General features: G+C 47.6%; 19 protein-coding genes. 4 read left to right on the top strand and 15 right to left on the bottom strand.

Translation table 11 applies throughout. The annotated features are described in order from the left end of the window. The first annotated feature begins 19 nt into the window (after positions 1-19). Positions 20-2,200 carry a DUF6359 domain-containing protein gene (locus TW77_RS18195; protein ID WP_164488168.1) on the top strand — a complete coding sequence of 727 codons (2,181 nt, stop codon included), beginning with the start codon at positions 20-22 and terminating at the stop codon, positions 2,198-2,200. Between the two features lie 43 nt (positions 2,201-2,243). Here the strand turns inward: TW77_RS18195 and TW77_RS18190 are convergent, their stop codons facing one another. Both TW77_RS18190 and TW77_RS18180 read right to left on the bottom strand, forming a co-directional pair. After that, positions 2,244-3,947, bottom strand: a complete 1,704-nt coding sequence (locus TW77_RS18190; protein WP_052713260.1) for a hypothetical protein — start codon at positions 3,945-3,947, stop codon at positions 2,244-2,246. Positions 3,948-4,170: 223 nt separating this feature from the next. Next, a complete protein-coding gene (locus TW77_RS18180; RefSeq protein WP_046006401.1) occupies positions 4,171-5,010 on the bottom strand; it encodes a DUF6279 family lipoprotein in 840 nt (279 codons plus the stop codon). Between the two features lie 213 nt (positions 5,011-5,223). Here TW77_RS18180 and TW77_RS18175 point away from each other — a divergent pair, with 213 nt between their 5' ends. Next, positions 5,224-5,808, top strand: coding sequence for a class I SAM-dependent methyltransferase (locus tag TW77_RS18175; protein ID WP_046006400.1), 585 nt, complete (start codon positions 5,224-5,226; stop codon positions 5,806-5,808). A gap of 47 nt (positions 5,809-5,855) precedes the next feature. Here the strand turns inward: TW77_RS18175 and TW77_RS18170 are convergent, their stop codons facing one another. Beyond that, entirely contained in the window at positions 5,856-6,461 is a 606-nt protein-coding gene (locus tag TW77_RS18170) for a DUF998 domain-containing protein (protein WP_046006399.1), read from the bottom strand. A gap of 370 nt (positions 6,462-6,831) precedes the next feature. On the opposite strand from TW77_RS18170, the gene TW77_RS18165 reads away from it, so the two are divergent. Then, positions 6,832-7,062, top strand: coding sequence for a hypothetical protein (locus TW77_RS18165; protein WP_046006398.1), 231 nt, complete (start codon positions 6,832-6,834; stop codon positions 7,060-7,062). 330 nt (positions 7,063-7,392) lie between these two features. Here TW77_RS18165 and TW77_RS18160 read toward each other — a convergent pair whose 3' ends face one another. From TW77_RS18160 to TW77_RS18115, 11 genes are all read right to left on the bottom strand, one after another. Further along, the gene (locus tag TW77_RS18160; protein ID WP_046006397.1) at positions 7,393-8,136 is read right to left on the bottom strand and encodes a DUF4124 domain-containing protein; all 744 of its coding nucleotides are present in this window, start codon (positions 8,134-8,136) and stop codon (positions 7,393-7,395) included. Positions 8,137-8,498: 362 nt separating this feature from the next. Then, positions 8,499-8,801, bottom strand: a complete 303-nt coding sequence (locus TW77_RS18155; RefSeq protein WP_046006396.1) for a DUF1330 domain-containing protein — start codon at positions 8,799-8,801, stop codon at positions 8,499-8,501. Between the two features lie 2 nt (positions 8,802-8,803). Continuing rightward, entirely contained in the window at positions 8,804-9,610 is an 807-nt protein-coding gene (locus tag TW77_RS18150; protein ID WP_082078969.1) for an alpha/beta hydrolase, read from the bottom strand. After that, positions 9,604-10,185, bottom strand: coding sequence for a rhomboid family intramembrane serine protease (locus tag TW77_RS18145; RefSeq protein ID WP_046006395.1), 582 nt, complete (start codon positions 10,183-10,185; stop codon positions 9,604-9,606). Before TW77_RS18145 ends, TW77_RS18150 begins: the two co-directional genes overlap by 7 nt. A gap of 87 nt (positions 10,186-10,272) precedes the next feature. Continuing rightward, positions 10,273-10,599 carry a YbaB/EbfC family nucleoid-associated protein gene (locus TW77_RS18140; protein ID WP_010381780.1) on the bottom strand — a complete coding sequence of 109 codons (327 nt, stop codon included), beginning with the start codon at positions 10,597-10,599 and terminating at the stop codon, positions 10,273-10,275. Between the two features lie 66 nt (positions 10,600-10,665). After that, the gene (dnaX, locus tag TW77_RS18135; RefSeq protein ID WP_046006394.1) at positions 10,666-13,302 is read right to left on the bottom strand and encodes a DNA polymerase III subunit gamma/tau; all 2,637 of its coding nucleotides are present in this window, start codon (positions 13,300-13,302) and stop codon (positions 10,666-10,668) included. A 6-nt stretch (positions 13,303-13,308) separates the two neighbouring features. After that, on the bottom strand, positions 13,309-13,854 hold the full coding sequence (gene apt, locus TW77_RS18130) for an adenine phosphoribosyltransferase (RefSeq protein ID WP_046006393.1): 546 nt from the start codon (positions 13,852-13,854) through the stop codon (positions 13,309-13,311). Positions 13,855-14,030: 176 nt separating this feature from the next. After that, on the bottom strand, positions 14,031-14,153 hold the full coding sequence (locus TW77_RS25985) for a hypothetical protein (protein ID WP_268835989.1): 123 nt from the start codon (positions 14,151-14,153) through the stop codon (positions 14,031-14,033). A 148-nt stretch (positions 14,154-14,301) separates the two neighbouring features. Next, positions 14,302-15,048, bottom strand: a complete 747-nt coding sequence (locus TW77_RS18125) for an HvfC family RiPP maturation protein (RefSeq protein WP_046006392.1) — start codon at positions 15,046-15,048, stop codon at positions 14,302-14,304. After that, complete coding sequence (locus TW77_RS18120) at positions 15,048-15,884, bottom strand: HvfB family MNIO-type RiPP peptide maturase (RefSeq protein WP_046006391.1); 837 nt, start codon at positions 15,882-15,884, stop codon at positions 15,048-15,050. Before TW77_RS18120 ends, TW77_RS18125 begins: the two co-directional genes overlap by 1 nt. A 25-nt stretch (positions 15,885-15,909) precedes the next feature. Beyond that, complete coding sequence (locus TW77_RS18115) at positions 15,910-16,350, bottom strand: HvfA family oxazolone/thioamide-modified RiPP metallophore (protein WP_046006390.1); 441 nt, start codon at positions 16,348-16,350, stop codon at positions 15,910-15,912. A gap of 166 nt (positions 16,351-16,516) precedes the next feature. On the opposite strand from TW77_RS18115, the gene TW77_RS18110 reads away from it, so the two are divergent. After that, positions 16,517-17,464, top strand: coding sequence for a tRNA-dihydrouridine synthase (locus TW77_RS18110; protein ID WP_046006389.1), 948 nt, complete (start codon positions 16,517-16,519; stop codon positions 17,462-17,464). A gap of 48 nt (positions 17,465-17,512) precedes the next feature. Here TW77_RS18110 and TW77_RS18105 read toward each other — a convergent pair whose 3' ends face one another. Next, positions 17,513-18,793 (bottom strand): MFS transporter, encoded by a 1,281-nt coding sequence (locus TW77_RS18105; RefSeq protein WP_082078968.1) that lies wholly within the window; start codon positions 18,791-18,793, stop codon positions 17,513-17,515. Between the last annotated feature and the right edge of the window lie 9 nt (positions 18,794-18,802).

Here is an 18,802-nt window from a genome sequence, read left to right as displayed (position 1 = left end):
ATATCCACAACGGGAATTGATGATGAAACTAACTAAACTCACAGTCTTAGGCCTTGGTGTCGCGCTTGCACTGGGTGCAACAGCACTGCAAGCGGCAACACCTTATAACTGGAACAACACCGCACCGGTCAAAGTACCGAGTGCACAACAAAGCAATGGCAAAACCGTACTTTTTGATGTCTCACACGGTGGCGTTGAAGGAAATGCTGACTGGGTAATTGACGGCGCGTTTTCTGACTTTGCCGATGCCCTGGTTACTGAAGGGTATCGCGTTGAAGAGTATCGCGGCGTTGATTTAAACAACGACGGTAAAATCCGCTTTTATGACGACCGCGACATTTCAACTCAGGCAAACGAAGCCATCATTACCTATGATGCCATTAAACATGCCGACGTATTTGTCCTGGCTGAAACCAATCGTCCATTTACGCTGGCAGAGCAACAAGCACTGGAAACCTTTGTCGCTGCGGGTAAAGGCATTTTCTTTATCGCTGACCATTACGATGCGGATCGCAACCTCAATACCTGGGATGCAACAGAGGTATTCAACGGTTACAACCGCTCCGATCTGAGCAAGTACAACCTGGGCGGTGCCTATGGTGACTGGCGCAACCCGAAAAGCGCACAACAGGGCTGGCTGGTTGAAAACTTCGGCATTCGTTTTCGCTTTAACGGCGTGGACTATAAGCAAGGGGTCAGCGGTGTAGAGCCGGCTTCTCAAACCGAAGGTCTGACTCAGGGCGTCGCCCCTATTCTGATGGCAGCCGGTGCAACACTGGCGATTGTGGACGGTCAAAAAGCCAAAGGCCTGGTGTATTTTGCCGAAACAGACAACCCGACTAAATGGCGACACGCTAAAGATTCGGGCCTGTACTTTGGTGGTGAAGCAGAAGGTCCTTACGTTGCCATCGCGAAATCTGGTGCCGGTAAAGCGGCTTTTATTGGTGATTCTTCCCCCATTGAAGACGCCACGCCTAAGTACCGTCGTCAGGACAATGGCAATACCAAGAAAACCTATCCGGGCTGGACAGATCCAGGTCATGCCTCTGTGTTATCAGTGAACATCATTAACTGGCTGGCGACCCCTGAAAGCTACACCCACTTTGATGGTGCCAATGGCCGCACGCCGGGTCGTGTTACGCCCGTGCCCATGACCTCAGAGGAAATGTTCGATCCCAACAATGGACAACCCTGGAGCAACCCCAGCAATGGCTTTAACCCTTGGGATACAGACACCTATAAAGACAACTCGTTCAATGCACCCTATGGCCAGGGCCAGGTAGACCCAGACCCTGATCCGGATCCAACACCAGGTACTGCAGTATCAGTCGCCGACGCGCTGGCTGCTGCCACCGGTACTGAGCTGGTTGTTCAGGGTAAAGTAACGGATGCCGTAAACGGTATCTATGGTCTGCTACTGACCGACTTAAATAACCCGGCTGTAAGCATCAATGTGAAACTGGAGTCCAATCAGCGCGCCGATTTCAACCCGCAGTTAAACCCGGAAATTCTCGGCAAAACGCTGTTGGTAACCGGCAAGCGTAATAGCTACATGGGTGAAGCCGGGATCCGTTACGTTACGGATTTGGTTATCGCGCCCAGCGCACTCTCGGTAACTCAGGCACTGGCAACGGCTCAGGGCGAAACCATCACCTTAACCGGTAAGGTCAAAGCTCCGCTGAACAGCATTTATGCTTTGGTTCTGTCAGACTTATCTGATGACAGCACGACTATCAACATCAAACTTGAATCCAGCCAGCGCGCCGAGTTCAGCCCGCAGCTGAACCCCAGCATTCTGGATGAGACCTTGGTGATCACCGGTAAGCGCGACTCGTACATGAGTCAGCCTGGGATCCGTAACGTATCTGAGATTGCTAAGGCATCTGCCACCTCACCAGACCCGGATCCAAATCTGGATATGACGGTCAGTGAAGTGCTGGCCAAAAGCAATGGTACACCGGTTGTGGTAGCGGGCACCATTACCTCAGCCATCAACAACATTTATGCACTTGAGCTGAGCGATCCTAACGCGCCCGGCAACAAGCTGTACATCAAGCTGGAATCATCACAGCGCGCGACATACAGCCCACAGCTGAACCCGAGTTTGCTGGGCAAAAAGCTGCGTGTGACTGGTGTGAAAAATGACTATATGAGCCAGCCTGGTGTGCGTAACGTCACCGCACTGACTCTGTTAGATTAACACCGTATTTAGACAGCATGGGGCAACCCCCATGCTGTCTGTTTTACTCGTAATAACGAACGTGTAAAGATGGCCCGTCGGGGTCATGTATATGCCCTATCACCATATCTAAGTCACCATCTCCGTCCATATCCGCGAATGTTGATTGGGCACTATAGACTGCCCGTCCAAAGTCAGGATATTCATCTTCTGCCATCAGGGGGATTAAATCACCCAATGGCTGATAATGTTGGTCAAGCAACACCAACCCGCGAATATCAGAACGTGGGCTCTGACCGACCTCATAGCCCGACAAAACAATGTCAACATAGCCATCGCCATTGGCATCACCTACGGGAATAAATGTTACCGCACGAAATGGCTTACCCCCATTCACGGTAATGGGGTGCGTTGTGAAAGAAGCAAAGGAGGTATAATTACCCTGCGCAATATGAAAAGTAATAGCGTTCAATTCTCGGGCAGGCCCAACCATATCCGGCAGAGTATCATTGTTCATATACCCGGCAATAATAGGAGCACCACCGAATGGCGAAAATAGATTGTTGATACTGTGCACATCGCCATTGTTGCCAATTTTTAGCGCCATATACAGATTCTCTGCTTGCGAGCGGCCCATTGAACGGCGCAGGTCGCCGTCGGTGTCTACGGCCAGAGTCAGAAAGTCCAGCGTACCGTTCTGATCGATATCGCCAATCGGATGAGGCGATACTCCAAATGTCGCTTTTGACGTCAGCACAACGGGCAAGTTACCTGCGGCGTTAGAGTATTCCAGGCTACGCTTTACAGAATATGAAAGCTGATCGTTTTCGAGCTTTGTGTCAAAAAGCACAACCCGAAAGCGTCCGGACGGATTCAAAGTGGTGCCATTTTCAGCCATAACCACATCCGTGGTGCCATTGCCATCAAAGTCGCCGACCCGCTTCAGGTAGCGTGCATCGAACCCCGCCGTAAAGCCGCTATCTTTGAGCATGAGTTCATCCACAGACTGGACCCGGCTCACAGCACCCGATGCGTCCAGATAGAGTATAAAGAAGTGGCCCTGAGTGTGATTAGCAGACTTGTGCTTACCTGTCACAAGCAGCTCAGGTATACCATTTTGATCCAGGTCGTCCAGTATCGCAATGGCCAGGCCGTAGTTACTCTCCATGGTCAGGGCTTCGACACCCAAGTCACTTGCGCGAATAACCATATCGCGCGCAAGCGTTGTGCCCAGTGGTAAAGTAGGCACTATGTCGGCCTGAGTGTACTGGCTGTTGAATTTTGGCTCTGCAGGCGGTGTTTGCGCCGCCTGGATACGCACTTGGTCCAGCGACACCCATTGCGCATCGGCGGTCTGATTTGACACCGATAACCCGACAACGCCTGTATGTGACCCCAGATCATAACAAGCTTGTGTATTCACAGTGCCGACCTGAGAAAACTGCACCGGGTGTTTGCTACCTTCGCTGTAATGAACTGAAGCAACAGCCTGGGTCGAGCGATATCGGTTGGAGTGCTGAACATAGCACAGTGCCAAATTGACCGAGCCAGACTGTACATAAGCAGTCAGGTCTAAGTAGGCTTCTCCTTGATCCTGCGTCCCGTTGTGAGCAGCTTTACCAACCATATAAGCGCCGCCACTACCATACTGCCCCTGTGCGCTATTTTTCCAAAAGCCCGAATATTGCCACCGGGTATCGCTTTCTTCGATCACCTCTAAAGCCGGTGATGCCTGGACCAAATCACAGAGAAAAATGAAAAACATCATTTGAAATACTAAAGAACATCGCATTTATTGATTCCTTCTTAAAGTGCAGTGTGTCTTGCCTGTTTTGAAATGAAACTAAGTGTAGGTGGTGTGTTGACGTGGTGCGGACAACCAGGCAAGTCTAGGCGGCAATCACATGTGGTGCAAACACCACTGGGTGATGTCACTAAAAAGTCATGCTGCTGGCAGAATGCGTCCCTGCATCACTGTAAACAGGCATGTATCAGTCGTCTTGTGCTAACGACTCAATGTCTTCAATCACCTCTTCCAGCTCAGATATCAGACGTTTTTTCTGTTTGTCGCTGAGGCTTTGATACACATCCAGCAAATACTGATGATTGGCTTTGCGGTTTTGTTCATTGACCTGATTGAGCTGCTCAGAGCGGAACTGCTCCGGTGCCATCAGCAATTCAGACAGCCTGGCTTTAAAGGCATCACCGCGCTCTGGCTGAGCAAACAAGGCTCTGAGTGCTCCCTGATAACGTGTGCGATAGTCCGACCATAAATCTGCTGTGCTACTTTGCTGGTCGTACAGTTGCGCAATGCGCGATTCCTGCTCAGCAGACAACCTGCCTATCCAGCGCTTAAGGTTTTTCTTACGCTCTTTTAACCAGCGTTTATGTTTTTTCTGCTCAGAACGCTTTGAGCGCTTTTCTGCCCGCTCAGCTTCTCCCTCAGCAAGTGCATCGAACAGTTCGCTGGCTTGCGCCTCGCTCAGCATCGGGGCCATTTCAACCAGGTCCGGAACCACTTTTGCGCGTAAACGATGCCAGTGCGCCAGCATCTGCGCCTGATGATATTCAATGCGCACCAGAGTAATTTTGTTGTTTTCTATGTCTGATTTCAGCGCAGTGAGCTGCTCGGCGTAGCGCGTCAGCTCCTGTGTTTTATGCCACGCAAGCCAGGCGCCCAGACGTGTGTCAAACTGCTCCTCCTGTTCATCGGTCAGTGATATATAATCATCAAGATACCAGTAGCTGAGCCAGTCAGCGTTTTTGTAGATAAATTTTGTTGAACAGCCGGTCATTGTCAGTAATGCCAGCACCATCAAAAGCTTTCTCATCGTCGTATCCATAGTCCGTGTTATTAGTCTCTTTAGTTAATACGGAATTCGACAAAATGTGGACTAAAAAAGTGTCTGTAAATATTTCTTACGTTACAAACTGCGCGCAATACTCAAATCTTAAAATAAGCCGATTTTAAGATAACCTGGGCTCTGCCCTGCTCTGCATCTTAGCTGCATACTGACACCATACCATTTACAAGAGGAACACTTATGAGCCACTGGAATGATGAACATGCAAGCAGCTATGACGAGCAATGGGGCGAGCTGAATTTCCACCAGCAGATCCCACAACTTGCGGGTGTACAACCTGGTTTCAATATTGTTGAGCTTGGCTGTGGCGGCGGATATCTGAGCGTATGTCTGGCACAATCGGCGCAGCATGTACGCGTAACAGCACTCGATCCAACACCCAAAATGATAGCGCTGGCAAAAGAGCGACAGGATAAAGCCGGACTGAGCAATGCTCAGCTGCAATTTTTTGCAGCGGGCGCCGAAGCGCTGGATGTCTCTGATAATACCCAAGATTTGGTCGTCGCCGCGTTTTCGGTGCATCACTGGCAAAACCCCGATAAATCAATGGCATTGGTTTTTTCGGCGCTCAAGCCTGGTGGTAAGATCTGGCTGTGTGAGGATCTGAATGCCCCGACAGAGGGCAGCCTGGAAGTACACGCCAACCTGAAGGCCCTTGATGGCCTAAAATCACTCCTGCAAAACAGCGGTTTCGTACAATTATCACACACGCGGCACCACAGTCATGAAGGCGATTTCTTAATTGTTGAGGCGCTGAAGCCTTAATACAACAGGTAAGCTCACAGCCCGCGACTCCCCGCGGGCCATACTCATTACACTAACACTAAAGAGAATACGCTCAACCAGACGAGCTGAGTCCAGTAGGATAAGCGCTGGTACAAGCCCGCACCCCGTTTGATTTTAAATGCCGAGACTAACTTAACGGTGAAAAACATCGAGGCAAGTACCGTCAGGACAGAAAAAACACGAAACCAGGGGGCAACCAGCTCTGAATCCGGGCTGATGGCCACAAACACAGGTGCAAGCATTAAGGTTAACATGACAACAGAGCCTGCGGTTGAGTGGATCAAACACTGTTTGCTGGGTGTAGGCGTGTAAGGGTCTTTGTCCATCGGAAAATAACCCGCAAACCAGGTCCCAATACCATGAAACATGATCAAGATGCCCGTGATATAAAACGCAATACTGGCATCTGGCAACTGAGTAACGTGCCAGCCAAAGACAACAAACATCACACTCAGTGGATAATTGTTAATCCAGGGAGACAGCTTCTGAGTGGGGCTGCCCGCAGCCCCCAGTTCACTGCAAAATTGATTGATGTGATCGTAGTTAGGATAAAACCGACCTGCAATATAAACACCGAATGTGATCCATACGGTTGCTATCAGGCCTAATAACGCTGCATAAAACTCAAACATCCTCTTCCTCCTTGGTCCAGGTACAGCTTAGATGACGGTTAAGGCTTTTCTTATTGTTCTGCACTAGCTAAATAAAGTTTGTATATTTAGTGCTAATTAAACGTACCTAAAAATGAATCATATTGCAAACGATACGCCCTATTTTATTGCAGCAAGACAATGGGCCTGTCAGATACCCCATAAGAACAACCTCTTTTATATCATAAGGATGTAGCTACATAGTGATTTGACTGGTTTGTAATTTGAGCAAAACATAGACAGGCACAGGATGGATCACATAATATTAAACTTGTTCACATTCAATGACATTAAAACACAAAGAAGGTCATTGCCTGTGGAGGGATCAAAATAATATATGAAGGAAACTAACATGAAAAAGCTTATAACACTCTTTGCCATTGCAGCGGGTATGTTGACACTCAGTGCCACAGCTCCAGCCCGGGGCATCGACCCGGGAAACTTTCGCTACTATCACTTCCAATGCCTCGATAGCAACCAGGTTCAATTGTGGTTTAAAATTTCGCAGACTTATATCCCAAATTTGGGGGCTATGTGTGAAAACGATGGCGGAAGACTCAAAGTAACCAAAGTATATTGGTAGTAAAACACACCGTGAGTTAGCCGTTGAGGCTGAGCGAGAATGGCCGCTTGTGTGGCCATTTTCGGCGTTACGCTTCTTAGGTGGAATGTAGAATCCGTGTGGTAAAACAGCTATAAACAAAGCCTTGGAGAAACTTCTACGGTTTTGACCCCTTTTCGCAACATCAAAGGCTGCCTGATTTGTGAGTGGCTGTAGTAAATTTAGAGCAACGACAATCGATAATTTATTACCCCTGAGAAGTGCTTAAAATAGGTAGTAACTGACCGTTATCAGAATGTTCAGTCAGCTACACAAATTTAGATTCCCTCACCAGAGCCGCACACATGCTTGTCATTTTAGGTTATGATATGATTCAACTTCCTTTTTAATACAATAATCAGCTTGCCTGTAATCAATCGACAATAAGCCCTTACCTTTCCTCCATTTCTTCATACAGCTGTTGAAAATACTCTTTTCTACAGTGCCACCTTCATAATCGTTCAATCTAGCACCGATACGCATAGCAGCTTCAGTTTGTTTCTTTACACAATATTCTTGCTGCCTATACTCACCAGGCCATTGACTCTTGCACATATTTAAAATTGCTGAATCTAAATCATTTGAGCGGTTTATATATGTACCAGTGGAGCTCTTAATCTTATCGGGTGGAAACAGTACCGCATTATGAATAAAGCCATCATTTTTAAAATACTCCATTCGGTATTTATACCCTCTACTTGTTTCCCACTGAAGAGATATAATGTTTTCACTCGGGGAGTCAGGCAAAATACGCCCATTTGGAATGTGCTTTAAAATGGCCTCTTTTGTAACACCCGATGGCTGCCCACACACCATTTTATTAGGTACATGAGGCGCTACAAAAAGCCGCATGCCGTCTTTTAGCGTTTCTAAAGCACACTTCTTGTAGTAACTTTTTCCAAAAACACTATTGTTATTGAGGTTCGTCTCTAACTGCACCTCAGCTTTGGTGCATGGTCTATCTTGATATTTAACCCGTCCATTTTCGACGCACTTAAATATCTCAGCATGTGACAAACCACTGAAAAACAACATTACGAAAATCGATTCCTTCACTTTCTTCTCCTTTTTTTCTTAACATAAAGTGCAAGTATTGCTGCTCAGTTATCCATCTAGATTAGTTACCGTAAGAGAATAACCTAAACCTCACTAATTATTCCATTACAGTAATCTGATCCAATTACAACAGAAGAGCCAAAATACTGCTGTAACTCTCTACAAAACCTCTAAAGTCAAACCCTAAATCTCAGAGCTCGAGTCATTAGTCAGTACGCCCACATCAAGGCCACTATTTCGTATATCAGTTGCGGGTAAACACGACATTGACTTGTTCAAACCTGTTGTTGCTTTGACTATTTGCCTGAACATCATACTCTTGCTCTTATTCATTTATTCTTATGATTGACAATGTGCACACTTCAATTGTGCTTTTCATAGCTAGAAATAATTGTGGTGTGCGCAACCGACGCATCAAAATAGCGCACCTTTACCTGCAAGTAGTCTTCGTCTGAGAAAAAACGCTCAGACATTTCTTTACTTGGAAACTGGATAGTAAAGACCCGGTTGATTGGTTTATCCGTTTCAGATTGCAGTACTTCACTGACGATAAAGTCGAACCCAAACCCGCCCTGATAAACGTGCAAAATAGGCGTCATCGCAGCGCGATATTGGGCGTACACTTCATCATCTGAAACCGCTAACCCGACTAAATATTCATACATAGTTATTTCCCTTCTTGCTGCTGTTGGTACTGAAACAGCCCTTTTAACGCATTATATAAGCCAACGGCCAGTGTAAAATCGTGCGACTCATCATCAAACTCGTCTAGCTGCAGTTTTGCGTCTAAGTGACGATTTCTTAATATTGTGCCTGCCAGGGAATCATAAACCTCGCGCATTTCGCCGCCTTCGCTTCCTATATTCATATAGAGGTAGTTTTGCACCCGTCTTTGTGATGACACATATTTCTTGGTTGCTTCGGCGGTTTCACGCGCGCCCCACCAAACAGCGGGGCTGAATGCTAAAAAGCTTTGAAATAATGCAGGTCGAGACTGAAAGCTATGGAGCACTAATAAGCCCGCGATAGAGTGCCCGGCAAGCGAATTGAATTGACCCGTGCGGTAATCTTCAGCAATGGTTGGCATAAGCTCTTTTTCAATGAAATCTAAGAAAGCATCTCCCCCACCCCCTTCGCCAACAGGTCCTCTCGGATCCTGATTTACTGTTGGTGCAAAATCCTTTATTCGATTTTGACTGGTTATGCCAACAATTATATGTTCGTAAGACCCGTTTGATGCGTGCAGCCTTTGCAACATGCCATGAACTAATTCACCATTCAGTTCACCATCAAGCAGGTAAAGCACCGGGTACCTTTTGCTCGAATTTGAGGAATATGAAGCGGGTAATGCCACCGTGATCTTTGGTGTTTTTGCAAGGTACTTCGACTTGGGCATTTCCACGACAGTAAAACTAGCGGCATTGGCCACTGATGATATTAATAGAAACAGTGTGACAAGACTCACTCTCAACATTTAAAACTCCTTTTGCGACTTGTCTTTGTCAAATAAGCTGCGCCCAGTCCGCTAATAAAACCAAAGATATGGCTTGAGCTGCTGGTCTGCGCTGAGAAATCGAGCAAAGTCGCTAAAAAGCTGATGTTGGCATAATAAGTGAGTATCAATAAGGCAATAAAGCTCACGATGCCAAGCACATCACGGTTGAACAGCGCAGCGCCCAGTAACAGGCCAAAATATCCCATGACCAGGCCAGATGCGCCAATATGATTGCCAGAGCCGGCAAACAGCCACACGAGTAGCCCGGTCGCAACCAGGATTAGCAAAGTGGCTCTTTTAAACTTGGGTAACCTCGCGGCCAGATAACCACTGATAGTGAGGCCAATCAAGTTACTCATTAAGTGACCCCAGCTGCCATGCACAAAAGGCGCGGTGAGAATGCCACTCAGGTAATACTCATTATGCGGGATGATCCCGAGTCGACCCACCGGCAAGCCAATCACGCTCCCCAACAGCTGCACCACAACCATCGCCGCCATTGCATATAAAACCAGCTTAAAATTGGCTGGAAAAACCAGCGCACGCTTACTCATTTATGTCCTTGCTATTTTGCTGTTGGAAACAGTCTGGTTTTAAGCAAAAAAATAGCGCCATCAGGCGCTATTTTCTCTAACTTTCAATTAGAAAGGCATCTTAAAGCCTGGTGGCATCTGCATACCGCCGGTGACTTCTGACATGCGCTTTTGCGACTCTTCACCTACACGGCGTACAGCGTCATTGACCGCTGCTGCCAGCAAGTCTTCGATCATGTCTTTGTCGTCTTCCATCAGGCTTTCGTCGATCTCTACGCGGCGCACGTTGTGGCTGCCCAGCATAGTGACTTTAACCAGGCCTGCGCCTGCTTCGCCAACGACTTCGAGGTTTTTAATCTCTTCCTGGGCTTTTTCCATGCGCTCTTGCATTTGCTGCGCCTGCTTCATGATATTGCCCATTCCACCTTTAAACATAGTCTGCTCTCTTACACTTCAAAATTAAAATTCTATGGGATACAAGATAAGGGCTTACTTGCGCAATTACAATGCCCTTACCGATTTTTCGTCTACCGAGGCCTCAAACTCACGGGCAAAGGCCTGGATCACGGGATCGTTATTGACCGCATCAACCGCCTGCAGGTATCTCTGCTGATCAATATCCTGCTGGATAAGAAATGGCGTGTTGTTCACTACGTCAACAAATTCAATATTGAGCTCTACCGGCTCATTGAGTTGCTCAGCCAAGCTTTCGTGCAATTTTTCTCTGAGCATACTGGAATCCAGATGTTGCTGGCTCTGCTCTACCTGCAAAGTACAATGCTGACCTTGCTGGTTGAACATGGCATGCAACGCAAACTGCCTGACCCGACCACCCAGTTGCATTTGTTCAATCATCTGTGCCCAATCATCTTTTTGGTGGGCGAATTTAATGTCACTGATTGGGCTGACAAAGTTCTCTGGTGCAGGAATATCCAGAGTTGTTTCCTGAGTTTCCTGTTCACCCGGCGCTTGCGGTGCTAACTGTTCAAGCAGTTCAGGTGCCAGCTTGCTTTCATCTTTTTTAAAGCGCTCTGCCATTTCGGGCTTTTTGGCTTTGCGCTGCACTGCAGCAGGCTGGAAAACTTGCTGCGGTTGCTCAGGGATCTGCTCTTGTGGTTGAGCCAAATGCTGTGCGCTTTGTTGGCTATCATCTGCAAGCGGGGTGTGTGGCAATCTTCTGCCTGACGCAACAGCGCCGGGCACCGTGCCAGCTCCCTGTTGCGGCTCAGACTTTTTTGCTTCGCCCTCTCCTCCCAGCAACCTGCCTGCCCCGGAGATCTGCCGGTTTTGTAAAATGCGGGCAATGGCCGATTGAGCCTGTTGCTGCTTTTGCGCCAGCTGTTGCACTGGCGTGTGCTCTGGTGCTTGTGTCTCCTGCTGGGGCGCACTATTTTGCTGCACAGTGGGCACTGGCTGATGCGCAGATCCGCTCTGATGTTGCTCATACCCCTGTGATTCGGCCTGCGCCATGATGTCCTGATATTGTTGTTCAATCGAGACATCTTCCGGTGATTGCTGAGGCAGCGCCGTATGTGCCGGTTCCGCATTCATCTGCTCAGCTGATGGTATCGGCTGCTGTGGCGCAGTTTGCTGTACAGGTTGCTCAGGCGTGTAAGCTTGCTGAGGAGCAGCTTGTGCATTTGGCTGCTGTGCAGGTTGCTCAGGCGTATAAGCTTGCTGAGGAGCAGCTTGTGCATTTGGCTGCTGTCCAGGTTGCTCAGGCGTATAAGCTTGCTGAGGAGCAGCTTGTGCATTTGGCTGCTGTCCAGGTTGCTCAGGCGCGTAAGCTTGCTGTGGAGCTGCTTGTGCATTTGGCTGCTGTGCAGGCGCGGGGCTTTGCTGTGCTGCTACTTCTGCACTTTGCTGTGGCACGGGCTGTGGCTCAGAGGTCTTTGCCTGATGTTGTGCCACGGGATCCTGGCGCTCAGGTGCAGGCGTGCTGAGTTGAGCCTGAGGACCACGCTGTTTAGCACTTAACATATCCCGCAGCTTGCCGACTTTACCCTGATCCTTTGCAGGTCCCGCAGGCGTCGGACCAGCGGCCTGAGAAAAATCGGCACGCTCGAACGCCAGTAGTCTCAGCATGATCATTTCAAAACCAAGCCTGGGTTCAGGTGCCCAGCTTAAGTCTTTTTTACCCGCAAGCAGCAACTGGTACATAAACTGAGTGTCCTGCGGTGTTAGCTGCTGAGCCAGTGTTTTTACCTGCTCAGCCTCGAACTGGCCAAAATTGGCGGCCTGAGGCACTAACTGCGTAAGCTGTACCAGATGCAGCAGGCTGATCAGATCATCCAGCACGCTGGCGAAGTTGCCATTTTTCAACGCAATATCGGCCACTTCTGCCAACAGGGTTTCACCGTCTTGCGATAGCACGGCGGCCATCAGTAATACGGCATGGCTGCTGTCCATCAGGCCAAGCATTTGTTGCACAGCCGGTAAATTCAGCTCACCATTCGTTTGTGCAATAGCCTGATCGGTAAGGCTCAGTGCATCACGCATACTGCCGTCTGCTGCCTTGGCCAGGACTTCCAGTGCCGTCTGTTCGAAGTTGACAGACTCCTGGGGCAAAATCTGCGCCAGCTGGGTTACTATCTGGCTCTGCGCCATGGCATTAAGGTTAAACTGCAAACAGCGCGATAATATGGTGATCGGTAATTTTTGCGGATCTGTGGTCGCCAGCAGGAACTTAACATGTTCCGGCGGCTCTTCCAGGGTTTTCAGCAAAGCATTAAAACTGTGCTTGGACAACATGTGCACTTCGTCAATCAGGTACACTTTGTAGCGACCACGCGTTGGCGCATATTGCACATTGTCCAGAATTTCTCTGGTGTCTTCGACCTTAGTACGCGATGCAGCATCTATCTCGATAAGATCAATGAACTTACCGGCTTCAATCTCTTCACACGCACTACATTGGCCACACGGGGTGGAGGTGATCCCCACCTCGCAGTTCAGGCTCTTGGCGAAGATCCTCGCAATGGTTGTTTTGCCCACGCCCCGCGTGCCGGTAAACAGATAGGCATGATGCAGTCGCTGCTCATTCAATGCATTGATGAGTGCCTGCTTAACATGCTCCTGTCCCATCATTTCGTGGAACGACTGTGGACGCCATTTACGCGCCAGAACCTGATAACTCATAGTGCGTTACTCGCCGTCAAACTCGACCAGTTTCAGCACTTTAATGCCCATGTCTGCCACGCGCTTTTCGCCGCCCAGCTCTGGCAATGAGATCACAAACGCAGCATCGGTGGCTTTACCACCCAGGCGCTCAACCAGCTTAGCGGTGGCTTCAATAGTACCGCCCGTTGCCAGTAAGTCATCAACCAACAGGACTTTGTCGCCCTCTTCAATGGCGTCAACATGCAGCTCCAGTACATCTTCACCATATTCCAGCTGATAAGACTGACTGATCACTTCGCGCGGAAGCTTACCAGGCTTACGTACCGGAATAAAAGGCAAGCCGAGTTCGTAGGCCAATGGCGCACCAAAAATAAAGCCGCGTGATTCAGTACCAATAATTTTAGTAAAACCTTGATCTTTGTACGCGTCAACCAGGCAGTCCATGGTTGCTTTAAACGCTGCCGGGTTGGCCAACAAGGTCGTTACATCACGGAACATGATCCCTTCTTTCGGATAGTTTGGAACTGTCGCGATGCTGTCTTTAATCAGTGACAAATTTGCTTGTGTCATAATCGGATGCTTAATAAGTTTTGATATCAAAGAGCTCGATTATAACAAGAAAGCAATTACATGAAATGCCAGGAGGGTGGATTTTACGATAATTTCATGATGTTCGGATAGAAAAAAACCACCCAGTGTCTGGATGGCTTTTTAATTCTGTCTTAACAGAAGGAGTTATGCTGCGATTAAACGCTCAGCGCCGTTGCCCAGCCAAGAATTGCATTCAGACAACCAATGCCTGCAAACACAGCAACAAAAGCCAGGAAATACTTCGCGTTGAATGGATCTTTGAAATCACCTTTAGACATATTACTACCTTTATTTATTAAGCGCTGGGTGAGCAGGCAGCGCGCCCTGGACGAAACCGCCCAAATTCGGCTGCCTGTCCTGCACTCAGCTTAAGCACGACAAAACGGCGCCCATAATAATCGAACTTAGAGGGCTGATAAAGGGGTATTATGCTTTTTTATCGACCAATATGCCCAGACGAACAAACTGACTCAGCGTCTGAACAGCGCCATTAATCAAGGTTGGTTCGTCAAACTGGCTAAACTGCTCGGCCAGCTGGGCCGCTAATGCCCTGATGGTTATTCCGGGATTAACAACAATATTTTGCAGCAACAAGGCCGTCATTGGGTTAGTTTCGATAAACTGGACATCAAAGGCACGATCCCGATACACAATAAAACAATGTGGGCCCGAGGTCGTCTGGGGCTGATAATCTTCACTGATTTGATGTACCGGATATTGATAGCTGACACTGCGAGCTGCCTGTGCCAGATGTAAACCGGATTGCTCAGACAAAGGCAATGGAATAGGATGTTCTGCTTCACACTCTTTGGCGATTGCTACTTCCAGTTCTGTCCACTCATAGTGCGCAAGCTCAAGCATAAAAGGCGGATCTGCGGGTGTAGGCGGGTATGTTTCTTGTAAAAAGTCCAAAAATTCCCGGCTAATATCTAAAAAGTAAGGAGACTGACAATCATGCTGACTAAAGAAGCTGCGCACCAGCGTAAGCCAGGTTTGTTCATCGTAGAGGCTTTTGAGTACCGGAAAGGTGGATGCAACAAAGCCCTCGATATTATTGAAAAATAAATCACGATAAACCTGCATGCGCCGGTCCTCGACACCCGCTGGTACCGGGTGCGCTGCAGGGTCCTTAATATGGGCCATAAACTCGGCCTGAACTTGCTCAAAGGACATCAGGCTATCCCCCTTTGTGACTTGTCCAGACTTTGCACAACATGGATCTGATCGACCTCCTCCAGCAATTGCGCCATAGGTGGAATATTAAAATCACGCTCCAGCAGTGTCGGGAATACACCGTGTATTTGATAAGCTTGCTGTAGCAATTGCCAAACCGGATCACACACGGCGTCGCCATGGGTGTCCACTAGCAGGTCTGGTGCCTCAACATAGTGCCCGGCAATATGGCCATAAGCGATGCGCTCGCTGGGCATTGCTGCTAAAAACGCTCTGGCATCATAGCCATGGTTAATTGAGTTAACGTAAATATTGTTCACATCAAGCAACAGATCGCAGTCGGCCTCTTCAAGCACAGCCCGAGTAAAATCCAGCTCTGACAACTGCTGCCCGGGTGCCGCGTAATAGGACACGTTCTCCACGGCTATCCGACGTTCAAGTCTGTCCTGCACTTCTCGGATCCGCGCTGCGGTATGCTTGACCGCTTCTTCGGTGAACGGAATAGGCATTAGATCGTACATGTGACCATCGCCCGAGCAGTAACTCAAATGTTCGCTGTAACAGCGAATATTGTGCGTTGCAAAAAAAGTTTTCAGATCGCTGACGAATTGCGTATCCAGCGGTGCCGGCGATCCGAGTGATAACGACAAACCATGGCAAACAAAAGGATGCCGGGCAGTTAGCTCAGAAAACTGAGCGGCGTACTTGCCACCGAGCGTCATCCAATTTTCAGGTGCTACTTCATAATAGTCAACCTGCTGAGGCGGTGAGGCCAGGATATCATCCAACATCTCGCGCCTCAGACCCATACCGACCATACCAAACGGTTTATTCATTATCACTCCTTAGCCTGATCAGCTGTTAAGCGTGGCCACCACATTTACCTTCGCCACACTTGCCTTCTTTTTTACCTTTGGCATCGCCGCCGCATTTACCTTCGCCACACTTGCCCTCTTTTTTACCTTTGGCATCGCCGCCGCATTTACCTTCGCCGCACTTGCCTTCTTTTTTACCTTTGGCATCGCCGCCGCATTTACCTTCGCCGCACTTACCCTCTTTTTTGCCTTTGGCATCGCCGCCGCATTTACCTTCGCCGCACTTGCCTTCTTTCTTGCCTTTGGCATCGCCGCCGCATTTACCTTCGCCACATTTGCCTTCGCCCGCGTCTAGCTGATAACCAGCAGTCATTTGCTCAAAGCTAAATGGGTTTGCAGCAGCCTCTGGTGCACTGAAGGTTGCGGCAGTCACAACTGCTGCGCCTAATGTCATCGCTAGTGTGTTAGTTTTCTTAACTGATTTCATCTTGTTCTCTCTCAATCGGTAGCAATAAAAAATGGTTGATTCGCTTAGTAGACCACGGACTGAAGATATTTATTTCAGCACTTGAGAAATTTTTATCTCCATTTCCCTATTAATAAATCATCTTCTCTCGTATAGAATAGCGCGAATTTTTTCTGGTGCGGTAATAATGAAACTATTTTTAGCCCCTATGGAGGGCGTTGTCGACTTTAAAATGCGCGAACTACTGACCGATCTGGGTGGATTCGACATGTGTGTCACTGAGTTCATCCGCGTGGTCGACTTGACCTTGCCACGGCGTGTGTTTATCCGTTATTGCCCGGAGCTTCTGAATGGCGGCTTGACCAGAGCAGGTACGCCAGTGCGGATCCAGCTACTTGGACAAGTGCCTCATGTCTTGGCGGCCAATGCCAGAAAAGCCGTTAAATTGGGATCGCACGGCGTTGATCTGAACTTTGGCTGTCCAGCTAAAACCGTCAATAAGAGCAAAGGCGGCGCTGTACTGCTCAAAGAACCCGAACAAATTTATCAGATCATCCGGGCTGTGCGCGAGGCAGTACCGCAAGAGCATGAAGTCAGCGCCAAAATTCGCCTTGGTTTTGATGACGATTCAAACAGTACAGAAATCGTCGATGCCGTGCAAAGTGCCGGCGCATCCAGCCTGGTGATCCATGCCCGTACCAAACGCGATGGCTATAAACCACCAGCCTATTGGGAGAAAATTCCGCCGCTTCTTGAACGCCTGACCATTCCGGTCGTTGCCAATGGAGAAATTTGGCAGGTAGAAGATGCTATGCGTTGCAGGCAACGCAGTGGGTGTAACAACCTGATGCTGGGTCGCGGAGCCCTGGCAACACCTGATCTGGCCGCAAAAATTAAAGCACATGTGGCGGGTGAGGATTATCAACCTCTGGTGTGGCAAAAAGTGGTATACCACATTCTTCATTCATCCATGCACCAGGATGAAAGCATGAGTGAAAAGTACTTTTCCTCACGTACCAAGCAATGGTTGGGATACTTAAAACTTCAGTACCCTCAGGCACACGAACTTTTTGAAAAAGTGAAAAGGCTGAAGCGTACACATGAAGTTGTGGATGTGCTTCATCAAGAACTGTAATATTCCTTGAAAAGTTGTGCCTCATTAACCGGCACAACTTAATTGATTTTACTCAGGACAATAGTTTTTTTCAAAAATGCTGTTCATGTGAAAACCAGCAGAGAGAATAATAACAATTCCAGAGGCCATAAATACATACGAAATATTATTTCCAGACACAACCAACGCCATCACAGCGATGCCTATCATCCCTCCTACCTGGTTAAAACAGGATAGATAAGATAATAATGTGGTCCTTCTACTATTTTCAATATTCTCATGCAGTAAAGTGGAAAGCAAAGATTGCGAAGCAGAAAATGCAAAGTTGACAACTAGCAAGCAAATGATAAACATCAAAATCGATTCTGACAAAAAAATGGCAAAATATGCTGTTCCACATACTAATCGACAACCAACGAGCGCAGAATTAAAATTATTTGAAAAGAAACGACATATATGTACAGATAGGATATGCCCAGCAAGCGATGTTAAGCTTGAACATATAAATGCAACTGAAAATAGCCATGGTAAAGAACGCTCTTCAATCAATTCAGATAAACGTATTTGCCAGAACTTTTCGATCGCTATCACCCCCATGGCAAAAAGCAATGTAGATAGCATTAATGTTCTGGTTATTTTATCTTTTTTTACACTGACAATTGAATGTGACAATGTACTTAAAAACGTTGGGGATGTAGATTCTCTTCGATTGAATGGTTCATCTTTTACACTTAACGCTATGGGCATTTGAATGATATACATGGCTCCCATCGCAATAAATCCAAATTCCATATAGTCAAACGAAGTAAAGTAGCTAGGGTAATATAAGTACATTATACTCGCAATCAGGCTAACAACAGCTCCAATCACAATTCCAACCACTCTGGCACTTTTTAAATTTGCTACATTCTTTTGCACAATAATAGATTTATTTTCTTGCTCCTCTATTCCGTTGATGAGCATTGCTTCGATTGTTCCTGAAGCCAAACTCATAGCAAGCCCGGCAAAAATCATACACAGGAGTAGATAAATAAAATCATTAAAGTAAAAAACCCCAAAGGAGAATAAAACATTAAAAATTAGAGACAACGTGTACGTCAGAGACTTACCATAGCGATCGGCAAACAACCCTAGCGGCACTTCAAACAGAACCATTGTAAGAGATACGACTGTGATTAGGATACCCAGGTCGGAAATATCAATACCTTTATCAAGTATAAATATATAAATTATTGGTGCAGTTAAGCCACTAGCCACTCCACTTAGAACAGTAAGCAGATGTAACTTCTTATAGATATTCATGATATGTGAATTCACCTTTTCTAAAAGAAACCTTGCACCTACATTCATTCAAACCAG

Origin of the sequence: Pseudoalteromonas rubra, assembly GCF_000967655.1 — a bacterium.
Taxonomy (GTDB): Bacteria; Pseudomonadota; Gammaproteobacteria; order Enterobacterales; family Alteromonadaceae; genus Pseudoalteromonas; species Pseudoalteromonas rubra_A.
The sequence above is the reverse complement of the archived record's forward strand: the minus strand, read 5'-3'. Positions and strand labels throughout refer to the sequence as shown.

What these genes read in the sequence shown, in the direction of transcription:
- TW77_RS18195 (WP_164488168.1), top strand. Translation starts at nt 20, where the DNA reads ATGATGAAACTAACTAAACTCACAGTCTTAGGCCTTGGTGTCGCGCTT.
- TW77_RS18190 (WP_052713260.1), bottom strand. Translation starts at nt 3,947, where the DNA reads ATGATGTTTTTCATTTTTCTCTGTGATTTGGTCCAGGCATCACCGGCT.
- TW77_RS18180 (WP_046006401.1), bottom strand. Translation starts at nt 5,010, where the DNA reads ATGAGAAAGCTTTTGATGGTGCTGGCATTACTGACAATGACCGGCTGT.
- TW77_RS18175 (WP_046006400.1), top strand. Translation starts at nt 5,224, where the DNA reads ATGAGCCACTGGAATGATGAACATGCAAGCAGCTATGACGAGCAATGG.
- TW77_RS18170 (WP_046006399.1), bottom strand. Translation starts at nt 6,461, where the DNA reads ATGTTTGAGTTTTATGCAGCGTTATTAGGCCTGATAGCAACCGTATGG.
- TW77_RS18165 (WP_046006398.1), top strand. Translation starts at nt 6,832, where the DNA reads ATGAAAAAGCTTATAACACTCTTTGCCATTGCAGCGGGTATGTTGACA.
- TW77_RS18155 (WP_046006396.1), bottom strand. Translation starts at nt 8,801, where the DNA reads ATGTATGAATATTTAGTCGGGTTAGCGGTTTCAGATGATGAAGTGTAC.
- TW77_RS18150 (WP_082078969.1), bottom strand. Translation starts at nt 9,610, where the DNA reads ATGTTGAGAGTGAGTCTTGTCACACTGTTTCTATTAATATCATCAGTG.
- TW77_RS18145 (WP_046006395.1), bottom strand. Translation starts at nt 10,185, where the DNA reads ATGAGTAAGCGTGCGCTGGTTTTTCCAGCCAATTTTAAGCTGGTTTTA.
- TW77_RS18140 (WP_010381780.1), bottom strand. Translation starts at nt 10,599, where the DNA reads ATGTTTAAAGGTGGAATGGGCAATATCATGAAGCAGGCGCAGCAAATG.
- dnaX (WP_046006394.1), bottom strand. Translation starts at nt 13,302, where the DNA reads ATGAGTTATCAGGTTCTGGCGCGTAAATGGCGTCCACAGTCGTTCCAC.
- apt (WP_046006393.1), bottom strand. Translation starts at nt 13,854, where the DNA reads ATGACACAAGCAAATTTGTCACTGATTAAAGACAGCATCGCGACAGTT.
- TW77_RS25985 (WP_268835989.1), bottom strand. Translation starts at nt 14,153, where the DNA reads ATGTCTAAAGGTGATTTCAAAGATCCATTCAACGCGAAGTATTTCCTG.
- TW77_RS18125 (WP_046006392.1), bottom strand. Translation starts at nt 15,048, where the DNA reads ATGTCCTTTGAGCAAGTTCAGGCCGAGTTTATGGCCCATATTAAGGAC.
- TW77_RS18120 (WP_046006391.1), bottom strand. Translation starts at nt 15,884, where the DNA reads ATGAATAAACCGTTTGGTATGGTCGGTATGGGTCTGAGGCGCGAGATG.
- TW77_RS18115 (WP_046006390.1), bottom strand. Translation starts at nt 16,350, where the DNA reads ATGAAATCAGTTAAGAAAACTAACACACTAGCGATGACATTAGGCGCA.
- TW77_RS18110 (WP_046006389.1), top strand. Translation starts at nt 16,517, where the DNA reads ATGAAACTATTTTTAGCCCCTATGGAGGGCGTTGTCGACTTTAAAATG.
- TW77_RS18105 (WP_082078968.1), bottom strand. Translation starts at nt 18,793, where the DNA reads ATGAATGTAGGTGCAAGGTTTCTTTTAGAAAAGGTGAATTCACATATC.